Below are 13,251 nucleotides of genomic sequence, written 5' to 3'. Positions count from 1 at the left end.
GATCCGCCACCCAATCGTTCAGCTGACTTCGAAGACCTTCATGACCTCGTCGCCATAGTCGTTGATGACTTTGATCGCGATCTTTCCGGTGGTCGGTCGATCAAAAGGCGTGGAAACCGTGCGATTAAGCGTCGCCCACGCGTCGGGGTTGATGTCGGCTTTGAGCGCGCTCTTGAGCTTCTTGTATGGATTGTTGCCGCCAGTGAAGTAGCAGTGCCGCACGAAGAACGACTCCTCGTTGTAGTCGGTGTCGATCATCCAGAGTGCGATTCGATCAGTTTGGCGGCTACGAACTTCACCCGTGGTTGGGTCATAGACGTCGACTCCACGCAACTCGACTTCGAGCTTGCCGTCGTCAGTGTCCCGGATGTCAATGTCTGGTTCGCCGAAGACGGTGAAGAGGTTGCCGGCTCCAGTCTTTTTAAGGTCCTCGCCCATGAGCAGGTCGGCGTTCATTCGTACTAGCAGTACCTTGATGCGGCCCAGCTTGCGTTCACTTTCGACGTTGGCGAACCCGTCGTCGCCAGCAATGATCGTCACCCCATCGTCTTCAGTCACGCCGGTTGCCTGTGGATCAAAGGCGAACCCAAGGACACACAGCAAATCAACGGATGCGTCGGCGATTGCCTCCTTTGCCGCGCTCTTAACGAAGCCCGGGCTTACTGTGCCATATTGCGGACCAATTGCGACAGCCACCCGATTGGCAGTGTTCAAATCATTCTCATCGTCGTACTTGCGCTCGCCGATGGCTTGCACATAGCTGCCTGCATGGTAGTCGAGAGTCGCGAACTCGATTCGCTCATCGCGTCGCCCGTTCTGAATGCCGGCTCGTTGCAGGTTCAGTAGGATCGACTGCTCGAAGCTTGGTCGCTCGGCGTCGGTGACATCGCCGCGTTCGCTGATTGACTCACGCGCACTGGTCTCTTTCGCGTCGTCGAAGCTCAGCGAACGGTGCGGCGAGAGGCTTTCGACCGTAAACGGCCCTGAAACTCGCACGCTTTTCTTGTCTTCGAACGGCTTGTCGTAGAGGTATTCGAATTCAGCGTGACGCTTGATCGCTGTGTCGATCTCCTCCCGGCTCATTCCTTCCCGGATGTCGGGGTTATTTGTAATTGAGCCCAACGTTATGTGTGGGACGCGTTGGTAAACGAATCCGTGGCGTACGTCGTTCGCTACTGTCACGGATGGCATCGCTTTGCCTGAAAGCTCCTGCTCTTTGCGACGTCCCTCCACCGAGTCCGCTAACAGGAAGAACGGATACTGTGAGCCCATTAGCCGTTGTCGGGCCAGGGCGAGCGCGACCCGCGAAGAATCGATTGTGATCCAGCGTCTGCCCCAGTTTTCACTGACATAGGCAGTCGTACCTGATCCGCAGGTTGGATCCAGTACAAGGTCGCCAGGGTCAGTCGCCATTAATACACAACGCTCAATAACCCGATGGCTTGTCTGCACCACGTATGTGCGGTCGAGAGCCCCTTGAGTGTCAGTCCAAACATTGTCAAGTTCTTCCACCGGATAGTCGTCCGCGAAGAAGACGTAGTTAGGCATCTTTGCAGGAGCCTCGATTCTGTTTGCGGCGATCAGCTTCGAAATTCCAGCTGGATTGGTCTTCCAACTCTTACTTCCCGACGGGTAGAACGTCTTGCCTCCAAACCCAAACTCAAAGACGCACGATTCTGTACGTCCTGCCGAAACTAGGTCGGTAAGGCGATATGTTCGACCGACGCCATCGACGTTTTCAATGTCTTGGAGCTCCGGCCTTGTTAGCTTCCTTCGGGTACCGTCCGATTCCTCGACATTCGTGAATTGTGATCCAACTCCGGAGCGGCGCCGCTTAAAAAGCCTCCGAAATTTGATGTCCTCGACGGAACGTCCGTACCAGAGAACGTGATCGTAAATCGCGGGTACAAGGGTCGTTCTGAGTGGAATTTTCGTTCTGAATGCGAACTGTCCAGCGAAGTTCTGATTACCGAAAACCTCGTCGAGCAGAGCGCGGACAAGGTGCACATTCTCGTCACCGATCTGGACGAAGACGCTTCCGCTTTCGGTTAGAAGGTCGCGCGCAACGACAAGTCGGTCACGCAAATACGAAAGGTAGGAATGGATTCCGAGTTCCCATGTGTCGCGGAATGCCTTTATCTGTTCAGCTTCCCTCGCAACGTCCTCGAGGCGCCCATCTTTCACTGTGCGTTCTCTGGCGGAAGTCTGCCAATTGGAGCCAAAATTAATACCGTACGGCGGGTCGACATAGATCATCTGAACCTTGCCGCGCAGCTGCTCCCGCTCGGCCAACGACCCCATGACCTGAAGCGAGTCGCCGAGGATCATGCGGTTCGCCCAGTTTGCCTCGTGCTGATAGAACTCCACCTGCGAGAGTTCGTCGAGCCCGTCGAAGTCATCGAACAGCGTTAGCTCCGGTTCGCTCTCGCCTTTCTTCGCGGTCTTGCGGAGGTTCTCGATCAACACACGTGGATCGATTTTCTCCTGGATGTAAATCGGTGGAGCGTCCACCACGAGGTCCGCCTTATCTTGCTCATCTTTGCCGCGCCAGACAAGCTGAGGGTCAAGGCTCGTGTCACGTGGGTATAGCAATGGAGGCAAAGAGGAGCCGTTCTCGTCGAAGAACGTACCAGCAGCATCCGCGGTTGGAATGTTTGTGCGCTTCTCGCTGTGGGTAATCGACTCGACCGGAGTCGGGCCAGATGTACTGGGCTTACGCGCCATTAGTGTGCCTCCATTGTGGACAAGACAAAATCTTCGAGCAGATCCGGGTCTCCAATGATGGCTTCATCACGGAGCAAGCTATTGATCGCATCCCGCAGAACGGACTGGGCATTATCGACTTCTGCCCTATGCATTTCGATGTAGCCCCAGCGGCCGAACCCGCGATGGTTGTTGACGGCGACACACCAGCTGTCGCGCGCCGTTCTGGCCTTCTCCTTTGTCGGGCCTGGGCTCTTCTGTGAGCCGGAAACCTCCACGATGAGCGTGCGCACGAAGTCTTCGTGAGGCTGTTGCGGAAGGCGAAGCAGGAAGTCAGGAACATAGGAGTGGCTGCGACCATTGTGCACGTAGGGGATGAGGAACCCAAGCTGATCATTCTTGACGAATGAGGTGATCTTTCCGTCGAAAGCTAACGAGTCGCAAACCTTGGCAACCTTTTCCTCCCACGAGTTTCCATCCTTGCCATCGAGGGTGACCCGGTTGACGTGAGAGTTCTCGACCTCAACGCACTGCTTACGTGTGTCGAAGAGAACGGAGTCGGTGGAGCCAACGGGATCGAACTGTCGCAACATGGGGCGAAGTCGAGGCCGTCGCGCCTCGTGGGCCTCGCGGCGAATGATGGCGTTGTACACCGTTTCGGCCGCCTTCTGCTGGGGTTCTGCCAGGGAGAGGTATCCGATGCTGTAGCCATGTTCGATATCGACACAGTTGTCGAGCCATTGTCTAGAGATACGAACGAGCTGGGGGAACAGCCAGGGTTTACGGTCTTCGCCCGTATTGAAGAAAGTGTGCAGAATACGGTCTGCAATCTCGAACGCGAGCTGCTGCGGACGAGTGGCCAGCAACTCCTCGATGCGTTCAGCTTCGCCAACGATCCCCTCGGACTGCACCCAGCTCGGCACGTTGGACGCGCCGATCTCCATTCGGTCGGAGTCGTCCGGATCGAATTCGAGTGGTTGATCAGGCAACTCCACTCGGTACCCGGTGAGGATCGGGAACTCAATGCGGAGATCGGCGCGCTCTGAAAGAGCTTGGACGCGGAGAGCCGGTTGAGTGGGTTTGGTACCGGTGATTTCACGATCGGAGGGGATGAAGGCGAACGGGATCCCATAAACATTTGCATACTCTGGTTCAAAGAATCCCTCGTCGTTAGCAACATAGAAGCGACGACGGAGCCCGCGGCCAACAACTTGTTCGCAAAGAAGCTGGGAACCGAACGCGCGAATTCCGAGGATGTGGGTGACCGTATTCGCGTCCCAACCCTCGGTGAGCATTGCGACGCTTACGACGGCATGTACGCCCTCGCCGAGCTTGCCTTTCTTTCCCACCGTGTTCATGACCTCGCGCAGAAGATCCTCATCGGTGAGTTTGTCGACATCCGCACCAGGATTCTCGCGACGATACTGCGCCTTGAACGCTTCAATCTCTGAACTGGCCGCGTCCTTGAACTCTTTCTTCATCGCCTCCCCAGACTCGAGTTGCCTCGAGTCGACGATGATGGTCTTCGGTTTGGAGAGCAGTTTTCCGTCGACCACATTGCTGAAGAGCGCCAGCTTTCCTGGAACGTGAACTGTGGTGTCGCCGATGATCTTGTCGTAACCTGCGATCCAGTCGTACATCAGCTTCGAGACGATGGTATTCGGAGCAACGACGATCATGACGGGAGGCGGCTCGCCGAGGTCTCTAAGCTCCTTCTCCCACCGGGAAAAGGACCGCTCGTAGCTGCTGTACAGGCTGCGGAGGGCGCCCTCGAGCGCCGCGGGCATGATCCACGTACCAGGTTCGCCGACAGCAGATGTTGCTCTCTTTGGGAGGTCATCCTTGATCTGGTCCCACAGGTGTAGGTAGCTGACCTGATCGCCCTCGGCATTGTCGTCAACGGGGAGCCGCGGTACTTTGACGATTCCCGATTCGATCGCATCCATGAGGGAAAAATCGCTCACAGTCCATGGGAAGATGAGACCTTCGCCCCAGCCCGAACCCTTGAGATAGAACGGCGTTGCGGAGAGGTCGTAGATCGCCTTGACACCTACGTGCTTACGAATGGCAGCGAGCCCCTTAAACCAGACGCGGGCATCCTCGTTTGCCTCCTTCGATTCCGCGTCGATCTTCTCGTCGAGGTCGCGGGGTTGGTAGCAGTGGTGAGCTTCGTCGTTGAGGACGATGATCTCGCCCTTGCCTGCACCGAGGTTGCGTAGGAGTCTCGAGACGACTGCCTTCTCGGATTCTTTGAAGGGGTCGGCCTTGCCCGCTAGAAGGATCTTGCGTGTAGTTGCGCTGACCCCTTTAATTTCTTTGGCGTCACGCTTGAGGAACTGGTGATAGTTCGCGATGACGATATTGGCCTTGCCGAGCAGGCCACGGAGGTCAGCGGGGATGAGGCCTCGCAGGTCGTAGTAGTTGTCGTCGTCCGACGGTTGCAGCACTTTGAGTCGGTCACGGATGGTGATTCCTGGGGTGACGATCAGGAACCGCCTGACGAAACGACTGTCGTTGGGGCTAGCAATCTTGTTGAGTGTTTGCCATGCGATGAGCATTGCCATGACGATCGTCTTGCCAGACCCGGTAGCCATCTTGAGAGCAATGCGGGGGAGCCCGGAATTGTGCTCGGCGTTTGCACCATCGAGGCGTCGGCGCCAGTTCGCACTCGTGGTTCTTGACGGAATGAAGTCTCTGCGCCCCGCAACTTCAGAGAGAAAGATGGCCGTCTCAGCAGCTTCGCGCTGGGCAAAGAGAATCGGGTTGTCTCGGTCTGGGGCGGACCAATGCTCGAGCAGCTTGCGCGAGATTGGAGTTACCCGCGGGAAGGCCTGCGCGCGCCAATCGGCGACCTCGAGCCGCAACATTTCGACCAGGTCGTTGCGTTCACTTCGTTCTTTGGTGCCCTCGAGGTCGAACTCGAGCTGTTCGTGATTGGCGCCCTTCTTGCCTTTCTTTGCGAGCGGAATCGGCATGAAAAACTCGCTGGGGCGGCGCTTCTCGGCGATCTCGCCCGTCGGCCCTTGCTTTCCAACTACGAAGTGCCGTTTGGGCACCCTGTAGGGCGAATTAAGGATCGGGTTCGCCAACGGGTCTGTCAACGGTGCTCCTGTCTGCGGTCTCTAGCGACTCATTTGCCGGCACTGTGTTGCCGATGGATAGGTTCGCTTGGTCGGCTACTGTCATGTTGCCATGAATGTGAACTTGTACGGGGCGGGGCTGTTGCAGTTGCCTCGCTTTGGGGGCAATTGGTGCGTAGAGCTACGACGCGATCGATACGCCGCGCGCTTCTTGTGTAACACGAGTCAAGTTCAAGAAAGGGAACGGCGTCGCATACGACGGCGCCCATGCATTAGCTTCGCCCGCATATCGCGACGCACTGCGCATTCTGCCAGGCAGGCTCGGTTGACCGAGCGAGCGACTTGAGCGCAGGCGGTTTTGGGTCGACGGCACGATCACAAACGTAGGTATCCGTCACCGAACGGCGCTTGCCCTCCTCAATGGGGGTACTGCCGACGCGGACGTACGCGTTTGGCAGATGACTTCCTGAACGCTGAAGATGACACCGCGCGCGGCCCGGGAAGGTACCTGCCAGAGCGATAGACACAGGGGACCAAAGGGGCCCGGATCATGTGACCCACGCATCTGGCTACGGCCCGCGCATTGACGCCGAGTTTCTGTGGCTGTTCCGCTTCTGAGTGTTCCTGCGTATGTACGGAAGTACAGCGCTCGCCTCGCCTGCCGCATGAGTGTGACTAAAGCCGGAAGTGCTTTGCGTATGCCTCGGGGCGCGAAGAAGGTCCATACAGGTCGCCACGCGCTCACCAAAATCGGAGGACAGCTCCGAATTGATCGCCTGCCCAGTGACTTCGAAACAGGGGAAGGCCACCGCTGACGATCGCCCGACCTTCATCTGCTCGAAGTGGCCAACCACGCTTCCGCCACTACGACAACTCAATGACGCGCGTCGGGATTTTGCGCACGTGCAACGAGATCTATGGAATCCGGGTCAACAACACGTAGGTGATGAGCAACGCACCAGCTCCCATGGTGAGCCAGATTGACCAGTTGACGGCAACGTGCTTCTTCCAGGCGATGTCCGCTGTCGCTGTGATCTGGCGTGACAGTTGGGGCAGCAGATCATCTGTACGCAGGCGCTTCTCTAGGTCAACCGCTTTCCAATGACGGGCATGACCAAAGTAGATGTAGTTGGTCTTCGACAGCTTCTTGGCTCCTTTAGCCTTCAGCCTCGGGGCTACTCCAATTGAAGCTGCCACGATCCCCGCTAATAGACCCAAGCCACCCAAAGTGAAGAGCGCGGTCAGCCACCAGTGATCGAAATGAGAGAACACCTTACCGGTCGACACGAGAATGGCTACAGCGGCTACAGCGGCTGAGTCGATTCCAAAGGCGAACGCCGCTTTGGCGTCGGCCTTGGCTGTCCAGTCCAGTTGAGCATTGTGGACGTGCCAGGCGGCATCAACCGCCTGTGGGCGGCCCTTCTCTTTCACGCTGTCCTTCTCCACGTGGACTTGTAGACCTTCACAGTGTGAGGCCCAGCAAGAGTCGTGTGCGGTCCCGACCACATGTTCTTATTATCAGTACCTCCGAACTTCGACGAATCGGCAAGGCGGCTATACACCGCCTCAGTGATGACGAGCGGGCCGGCTTCAGCGCCGCGCAGTCCACTGAGTTTGGCAGCGATGTTAGGTGCCTCGCCAACAGATATCAGATCATTGTGGTTGTGTTCACCGCTTCTGTTATTGACGCCGGCACGAACGATAAAGGCGGGTCCGACGTCGATTCCAATGCCGTGCTCAAGAATCCAGTAACTTCCGGTATCGCTTCGATGTGCCTGCAATAACGGGTTGATCGCCTTGGCTACCAGCCAGTTGATCTTTAGCGCTGCGTCGGCTGCATCTGTTCGCTTGCTATCACCGATGAAGACCCCCATCACGCGGTCACCGTCAAAGCTCTTGATGCTGCCGCCGCAGTCGCGAATGATGTCGCAAGCCCCACGCAGATACATCCGGATTACTTTGGCGGCGAATTCGGGTTTATAGGCCTTCTGAAGCAGCGTGGAGTCCGCCAGGTCTGCGTATAGATATGCGGCTTCGATCTTGACTGCGCCATTCTTGAGAGCAACGCTGTCGGTCGCAGGAACAACAGTCCCGTTTCGGATGTCCCAGGCTTCGTTCAATACCGCTGCCATGGATTTTTCGATCATCTCTGCAAGCGCGCTCATCGTGGCTCCTTGAATATAGATACTTCACTGCGCTTAAGGCTACTCAGGAGCACTGACGCCAGATTCTCGGTTACCGCACCTTGTCGGCCGTCGCGGTCGAACACAGGCAACTGCCCGGACGTGCACGACGCAATTCGCCTGATCCGGTGCCTGCGGTGCTGCTCGGAAGACTCGCCGTCGATCGCACGGCACAGGGTTCTGGCCTCGGCAGACTCCTCGTGCGCGATGCTCTGCTCTCGACACTCGCGGCGGCGGACCGCGTTGGTGTTCGCCTCCTCATCGTTCACGCGCTCCACGAGAAAGCCGCAGCCTTCTACACGGCACTCGGCTTCAAGCCCTCCCCAACCGACCCGCTCCACCTCTACGTGTTGCTCGACGATATCCGCGCATCCCTCGACGTCTGAGGTGCCGCGCAGTATCGGCGACCCGACGCACCCGCGCCTCGGCATCGCCAGCATGGACGGATGCCCGCCCAAGAGCACCGCTCGGCTTCCACCCCCAACCCACTGGACTGCATGCGGCCGCCGAGGCGAGCACGGCTTGCGGGAGTGGGCGTGTCGATCGGCGGCCTGTTCACTCGTCATTGTGACATCGCCGGTCAGGCGAAACCACAGAGGAGGAATCATGGCAACAATCAGCGTTTTTCAGAGCATCACCCTCGACGGAGTCATGCAGGGTCCCGGGCGGCCCGGCGAGGACACCCGCGGCGGCTTCACCCAGAGCGGCTGGGCCGACGGATACCAAGACGAGGTGTCGATGCAGTTCGCCGGCGAAGGCATGTCCCGCACCGGCGCCCTGTTGTTCGGACACCGCACCTACGACGACCTGCTCCACCACTGGACCACGACACCCGAGCCGAATCCCTTCGCCGACGTGCTGGTCGGCAGCCCGAAATACGTCGTCTCTCGCTCTGCCGACACCGAGCTGACGTACGCGAACTCGACCCTGCTCGCCGGGGATGCCGTCGATCGCGTCCGCACGCTGAAAGGCCAGGTGGATGGCACGCTCATGATCATGGGCAGCGGAGAGCTGATTCGTTCCTTGCACGGTGCAGGGCTGATCGACGAGTACATCCTGCAGATCTTCCCGATCGTGCTCGGCTCCGGAACAACACTCTTCGGCGCAGGCAGCCCCACCAACCTCACGCTCACGCGATCGCTCGCCACGACCACCGGCGTGATCGTCGCCCAATACACGACTCACTGACCGGGGTTGAGGGGGTGCGGCAGACGCGTTCGGTCGTGGCGCACGCGCGACCGCGGCGCATCCGGTGTCGGGTTGGTTTGCTCCCGCCGTAGAGACAGTTCAACCCACGAGAAGCACGAGCTTGCCGCGCACGGTTCCGGCTTCGCCGACGCGGTGGGCTTCGGCCACCTCGGCCAAAGGAAAGGTCTGGCCGACCGTGACGGAGAATCGCCCCGCTTCGACCATGCGAGCGACCTGGGCCAGCGCGTACGTTGCGCGACCGGCGTCGCCGGAACTGAAGCGGATGCCTGTTTGCCGCGCCCCGAGGAAGTCGGCGACCGTAATCACGTGCTCGGGTGCGCCGGCGAGTTCCGCGAGTTCTGGAAGCACGCCGTTTCCGGCAACGTCCAAGGCGAAATCGACCCCCGACGGCATGATTGCGCGGACTCGTTCGGGCATGCCCTCACCGTATGCAACAGGCTCGGCTCCGAGCGAGCGGAGGCTGTCGTGAGTGCGCGGGCTACCCGTGCCGATCACGCGTGCGCCGCGCTCCGCGGCGAGTTGAACAGCAGCACTTCCGACGCTGCCGGACGCCCCATTGATGAGCACGGTGCTGCCCGCTGTGACGCCGAGCTGGTCGAGTGACCGTGCCGCGGTCTCGGCCGCCGCAGGGATCGCTGCAAACCTCGCAAAGTCGAGCGAATTCGTCATGGATGCCCAACCGGACAGCACGGCCAGCTCTGCTTGGGCGGCCCCGTAGGGTGAGACTCCGAAGACCCGGTCGCCCGCCGCGGCGGCGGAGACATCGTCACCGATCTCGCCGACGATGCCTGCGGCCTCGTACCCCAGGGTCTGCGGCAGTTCCTGGTCCAGCAGGCCCTGACGCTTCTTCCAGTCGCTGGCATTGATCCCCGCGGCGCGCACTGTGATGCGTATCTCTCCGCTGCCGGGATGAGGATCGGGGAGACTGACGACCTCGAGAACCTCGCGGCCGCCGAACCGGCTGAACTGTACTGCCGTCATGACGCACGCCTTCCACTTCTTTGGAAGAAGTGGCGGATCGGTCGATGCCGCGTGTGCGCGCGCCCTGCTTGGGTTTGCCGTTGGCATCCGGGGCGCGTTTCTACTCCGATGGGACGATCCTATGCTGGCGTACGCCGTCAATGGCGTGCTCCAGCAGTGCACTTGACGAGGGCTTCCGTAGTGCGCTCACCTCGGCGGTGACCCCGACGGAACTATTTCACCAGTGGCTGCCTCGTCAGGCGATGGCGTCGAAATGGAGCTTGAGACCGAGGGCCTTAGTGACCTTGACGATGGTGGCGAAGCTCGGGTTGCCGTCGGCTGAAAGGGCTTTGTAGAGTCCCTCGCGGCTCATGTTGACGCGACGAGCCAGCTCGCCGAGGTTACCGAAGCGAGCGTCGGGATCGCGAGTGAGAGCATCCGCCACAGTTCTACCGGATGTCTGGGGGCCGAGAAAGACATCCGCCGGCAGTCCGGGCACGGCGAGCACAGATGTGAACACATGCCGAGCTCGGCGCTGATGTCGCCGACATCGAGTGCCTCAGAATCGGCGGATGCCCGCGGGCTGGTTCGGCTGTCGGTGGCCCGTTATAGCCTCGGCATGCGCTCGTGCCGGAGCGGAGAGAGACAATGGAAATACTCGTGGCAACCGCCCGCACTCAAGGTGCGCGTGGGAATGACTATCACTGGTGCATCGAAGGCGAGTTGCTGTGGATTCAAGAGCCGTGCGCCAGCGGACGCCGCAGCCCGGATGAAGGCTGTGGGTGCGGTCGCGGATTTGCGGGAATGAACTCGCATCGCGCCACGACAACCGCCGCGGTGGCGGATCTGCCCGACCTGGACCGCAACGATTTCGTGACCGCATTACGGTCGAGCCTGGGAGATCAAGGCTGGCCAACGTTCTGGACGGAGGAGCTTGCGGACGGCTTGCTCGCCCTCGCAGACCACTGGCCCGTCGGCACGGTGATCGAGCGCCGTCTTGATGAGTTCGGGCCGCGTGAAATCGCGTTGGATGCGTCACCGTGAACGTTTGTTGGTGTGCGTACGACGGCGTGAAGCAGGGGCACTTTAGGGGAATTGGAGGACAATTGTTGAGTATTACTGGCAGTAGTAAGAACTACACTAGGTACATGCGCATTACGTCGAAGGGACAGGTCACGATCCCGCAATGGGTGCGGGAGCGCTACGGTTTCATGCCGGAAACAGACGTCGAGTTCGTCGAGCGGGACGGAGCGGTGACTCTCACGTCGGTGGGTGCTGCTTCGAAACCAGACAGGGCGGATCAGCTTCTCGAGGCCTTGCGTGGTGCAGCGGGGCGATCCCGAGAGCAGTTGTCGACCGACGAGATCATGCGGCTCACGCGCGCGTACGACGACGATGAGTAAGAGTGAAACGGTCGGCTATTTGATCGATTCGAACGTGTTGCTCGACGTCATCACAGACGATCCTGCGTGGTCGGCGTGGTCGACGCTTGCGTTGGCGAACGCCGTTCGGTCCAGTGTCGCGTTCATCAACCCGATCGTGTACTCGGAAGTGTCACTGGCGTTCGATTCGATCGAGGCGTTGGATGCGGCGTTACCTGCTGACTGGATTCGACGCGAGCAGTTGCCCTGGTCTGCCGGATTCCTGGCAGCACGCGCACATCGCGCGTATCGACGGCGCGGTGGCACTCGCGTTTCGACGCTGCCCGATTTCTACATCGGCGCACATGCGGTCGTGCGAAGGCTCACCTTGGTAACCCGCGATGCCCAGCGCTATCGGACGGCATTCCCCGGCCTGGTGGTCGTCGCCCCGGACGGTGTCGACGCTCGATGAAGACGGCTCCTGCTGATGAGCATCCTGAACGGGTACCGCAAACCACCCACACGGGGGATGCTCACCAGTGAGCGCAGGCGAATACGCTCGGATGTGTAGCCGACGCGCTCGCCCTGAGCGCAGCATCCGCAGTTTGCCGTTTGCAATGCTTCGGGCGTCGTCGTGAAGGGTTTGCGATGAAGATGTTCCGGTATCGTGCGCCGTCGATGAAGACCGTGTTGGGCGTGACCGCGGCGAAACGGCGGGTCAAGCGTTCGCTGGGCATCTCGCAGGTGCAGGCGTGGACGAAGCCAAGCCGCATCAAGCAGAAGGCGAAGCAGGAGGTCGGACTGTACTCGCCGGCGGCGCGCGTCGTTCGGGAGACGAGCAAGGGTCGGTTCCCGACGTTCCTGGGGTTGTTCGGCCGCTCGCGGCGCATCCGAAAATAGTGTGTTCGCTCAGGAGCGAAGTTTGGTCTCCATCCCGGGCTGCGATTCCCGCGAGAACCGCGAGCGCACCCAGGATGTTGGTTCTCGACTCGATGCCGGCAGCCTCGCCGAGCGATTCAATCAGTTCCGCAGCCGTCAGAAAAGCACGAGCGTGGGTCGCGCGAGTTGAAACATCTATCGCGGACATGCGTTGCATCCGCGCACTCACGGCGCAGCCTCCCGAATAAGCCGCTTAAGGTCGGCGCCCGCGACGGTTCTTGCATCGGCCAGCCATGAGTCGAGGAGCGGGTCATTCCTGGCAACCATGGCCTCGAGTTCTTTCACAGAGAGGTCGACAAGCTCGACTCGATTACCTGTTGCCCTTTGGACGTGTTCCGTGAGCGCGTCCACGAGTTGCCAACGATCTGCCTGATCGGTGCGGTCGTCCCACACGACGACGAGGTCGACATCGCTTTCGGAATCGGCGTCGCCACGCGCCGTGGACCCGTACAGGGCGACTGTTGCGTGCACGTCGGCCACGTTTCGCGCAGCCTCTCCAATCTCCTCCTCAAGTCGGGCCGGAGCGGCGAGCATGTCTTCGATCGGCTTCCACATCACGTGCGCACGGTTGAGAGAGTACAGGCGTGAGCGGCCTGCGGGAAGGGAGTCAACCAAGCCGATACCCTCGAGGTCTGCGAGCACTCGTTGAGTAGTGGCGTGTGCCACGTCGGAGAGTTGGGCGATGTGTCGCCCGGTGAGTCCCTCGCTCACGCGCGCCAGGCTGCGCAGTACGCAGGCGCGAGGTCGCCCCAGAAGCTCGGCAGCGGGGTGTGACAGATTCATGACTCAATTGTAAGCCATATGGACAGAATATGA

At 59.9% G+C, this 13,251-nt stretch carries 13 protein-coding genes; 6 read left to right on the top strand and 7 right to left on the bottom strand.

Going from position 1 to position 13,251, the window contains the following annotated elements; genetic code table 11:
• Positions 1-18: 18 nt before the first annotated feature.
• The 4 genes from QU604_RS16095 to QU604_RS16080 form a co-directional block, all read right to left on the bottom strand.
• Positions 19-2,724, bottom strand: coding sequence for a site-specific DNA-methyltransferase (locus QU604_RS16095; RefSeq protein ID WP_308465630.1), 2,706 nt, complete (start codon positions 2,722-2,724; stop codon positions 19-21).
• Complete coding sequence (locus QU604_RS16090) at positions 2,724-5,804, bottom strand: BPTD_3080 family restriction endonuclease (RefSeq protein ID WP_409349974.1); 3,081 nt, start codon at positions 5,802-5,804, stop codon at positions 2,724-2,726. The genes QU604_RS16095 and QU604_RS16090 overlap by 1 nt, the downstream gene beginning before the upstream one ends.
• An 894-nt stretch (positions 5,805-6,698) precedes the next feature.
• Entirely contained in the window at positions 6,699-7,214 is a 516-nt protein-coding gene (locus QU604_RS16085; protein WP_308465628.1) for a Pycsar system effector family protein, read from the bottom strand.
• The gene (locus QU604_RS16080; protein WP_308465627.1) at positions 7,211-7,948 is read right to left on the bottom strand and encodes an adenylate/guanylate cyclase domain-containing protein; all 738 of its coding nucleotides are present in this window, start codon (positions 7,946-7,948) and stop codon (positions 7,211-7,213) included. The genes QU604_RS16085 and QU604_RS16080 overlap by 4 nt, the downstream gene beginning before the upstream one ends.
• Before the next feature lie 146 nt (positions 7,949-8,094).
• On the opposite strand from QU604_RS16080, the gene QU604_RS16075 reads away from it, so the two are divergent.
• Positions 8,095-8,352, top strand: coding sequence for a GNAT family N-acetyltransferase (locus QU604_RS16075; RefSeq protein ID WP_308465626.1), 258 nt, complete (start codon positions 8,095-8,097; stop codon positions 8,350-8,352).
• 220 nt (positions 8,353-8,572) lie between these two features.
• Positions 8,573-9,154 (top strand): dihydrofolate reductase family protein, encoded by a 582-nt coding sequence (locus QU604_RS16070; RefSeq protein WP_308465625.1) that lies wholly within the window; start codon positions 8,573-8,575, stop codon positions 9,152-9,154.
• A 99-nt stretch (positions 9,155-9,253) separates the two neighbouring features.
• Here the strand turns inward: QU604_RS16070 and QU604_RS16065 are convergent, their stop codons facing one another.
• Both QU604_RS16065 and QU604_RS16060 read right to left on the bottom strand, forming a co-directional pair.
• The gene (locus QU604_RS16065; RefSeq protein ID WP_308465624.1) at positions 9,254-10,156 is read right to left on the bottom strand and encodes an NADP-dependent oxidoreductase; all 903 of its coding nucleotides are present in this window, start codon (positions 10,154-10,156) and stop codon (positions 9,254-9,256) included.
• 235 nt (positions 10,157-10,391) lie between these two features.
• Positions 10,392-10,655, bottom strand: coding sequence for an addiction module antidote protein (locus tag QU604_RS16060; RefSeq protein WP_308465623.1), 264 nt, complete (start codon positions 10,653-10,655; stop codon positions 10,392-10,394).
• Positions 10,656-10,783: 128 nt separating this feature from the next.
• Between QU604_RS16060 and QU604_RS22335 the strand changes: the two genes are divergently transcribed.
• From QU604_RS22335 to QU604_RS16040, 4 genes are all read left to right on the top strand, one after another.
• The gene (locus QU604_RS22335; RefSeq protein ID WP_457852538.1) at positions 10,784-11,179 is read left to right on the top strand and encodes a DUF7715 family protein; all 396 of its coding nucleotides are present in this window, start codon (positions 10,784-10,786) and stop codon (positions 11,177-11,179) included.
• Positions 11,180-11,283: 104 nt separating this feature from the next.
• Complete coding sequence (locus tag QU604_RS16050) at positions 11,284-11,538, top strand: AbrB/MazE/SpoVT family DNA-binding domain-containing protein (protein WP_308465621.1); 255 nt, start codon at positions 11,284-11,286, stop codon at positions 11,536-11,538.
• Positions 11,531-11,968, top strand: coding sequence for a type II toxin-antitoxin system VapC family toxin (locus tag QU604_RS16045; protein WP_308465620.1), 438 nt, complete (start codon positions 11,531-11,533; stop codon positions 11,966-11,968). The genes QU604_RS16050 and QU604_RS16045 overlap by 8 nt, the downstream gene beginning before the upstream one ends.
• A gap of 176 nt (positions 11,969-12,144) precedes the next feature.
• On the top strand, positions 12,145-12,396 hold the full coding sequence (locus tag QU604_RS16040) for a hypothetical protein (RefSeq protein ID WP_308465619.1): 252 nt from the start codon (positions 12,145-12,147) through the stop codon (positions 12,394-12,396).
• A 204-nt stretch (positions 12,397-12,600) separates the two neighbouring features.
• On the opposite strand, the gene QU604_RS16035 is transcribed toward QU604_RS16040, so the two are convergent.
• Positions 12,601-13,218 carry a nucleotidyltransferase domain-containing protein gene (locus QU604_RS16035; protein WP_308465618.1) on the bottom strand — a complete coding sequence of 206 codons (618 nt, stop codon included), beginning with the start codon at positions 13,216-13,218 and terminating at the stop codon, positions 12,601-12,603.
• Positions 13,219-13,251: the final 33 nt, after the last annotated feature.

Origin of the sequence: Rathayibacter sp. SW19 (genome assembly GCF_030866825.1) — a bacterium.
GTDB lineage: Bacteria > Actinomycetota > Actinomycetes > Actinomycetales > Microbacteriaceae > Rathayibacter_A > Rathayibacter_A soli.
This window is presented reverse-complemented; position numbering and strand designations above follow the sequence as displayed.

What these genes read in the sequence shown, in the direction of transcription:
- QU604_RS16045 (WP_308465620.1), top strand. Translation starts at nt 11,531, where the DNA reads ATGAGTAAGAGTGAAACGGTCGGCTATTTGATCGATTCGAACGTGTTG.
- QU604_RS16095 (WP_308465630.1), bottom strand. Translation starts at nt 2,724, where the DNA reads ATGGCGCGTAAGCCCAGTACATCTGGCCCGACTCCGGTCGAGTCGATT.
- QU604_RS16065 (WP_308465624.1), bottom strand. Translation starts at nt 10,156, where the DNA reads ATGACGGCAGTACAGTTCAGCCGGTTCGGCGGCCGCGAGGTTCTCGAG.
- QU604_RS16070 (WP_308465625.1), top strand. Translation starts at nt 8,573, where the DNA reads ATGGCAACAATCAGCGTTTTTCAGAGCATCACCCTCGACGGAGTCATG.
- QU604_RS16040 (WP_308465619.1), top strand. Translation starts at nt 12,145, where the DNA reads ATGAAGATGTTCCGGTATCGTGCGCCGTCGATGAAGACCGTGTTGGGC.
- QU604_RS16035 (WP_308465618.1), bottom strand. Translation starts at nt 13,218, where the DNA reads ATGAATCTGTCACACCCCGCTGCCGAGCTTCTGGGGCGACCTCGCGCC.
- QU604_RS16050 (WP_308465621.1), top strand. Translation starts at nt 11,284, where the DNA reads ATGCGCATTACGTCGAAGGGACAGGTCACGATCCCGCAATGGGTGCGG.
- QU604_RS16080 (WP_308465627.1), bottom strand. Translation starts at nt 7,948, where the DNA reads ATGAGCGCGCTTGCAGAGATGATCGAAAAATCCATGGCAGCGGTATTG.
- QU604_RS22335 (WP_457852538.1), top strand. Translation starts at nt 10,784, where the DNA reads ATGGAAATACTCGTGGCAACCGCCCGCACTCAAGGTGCGCGTGGGAAT.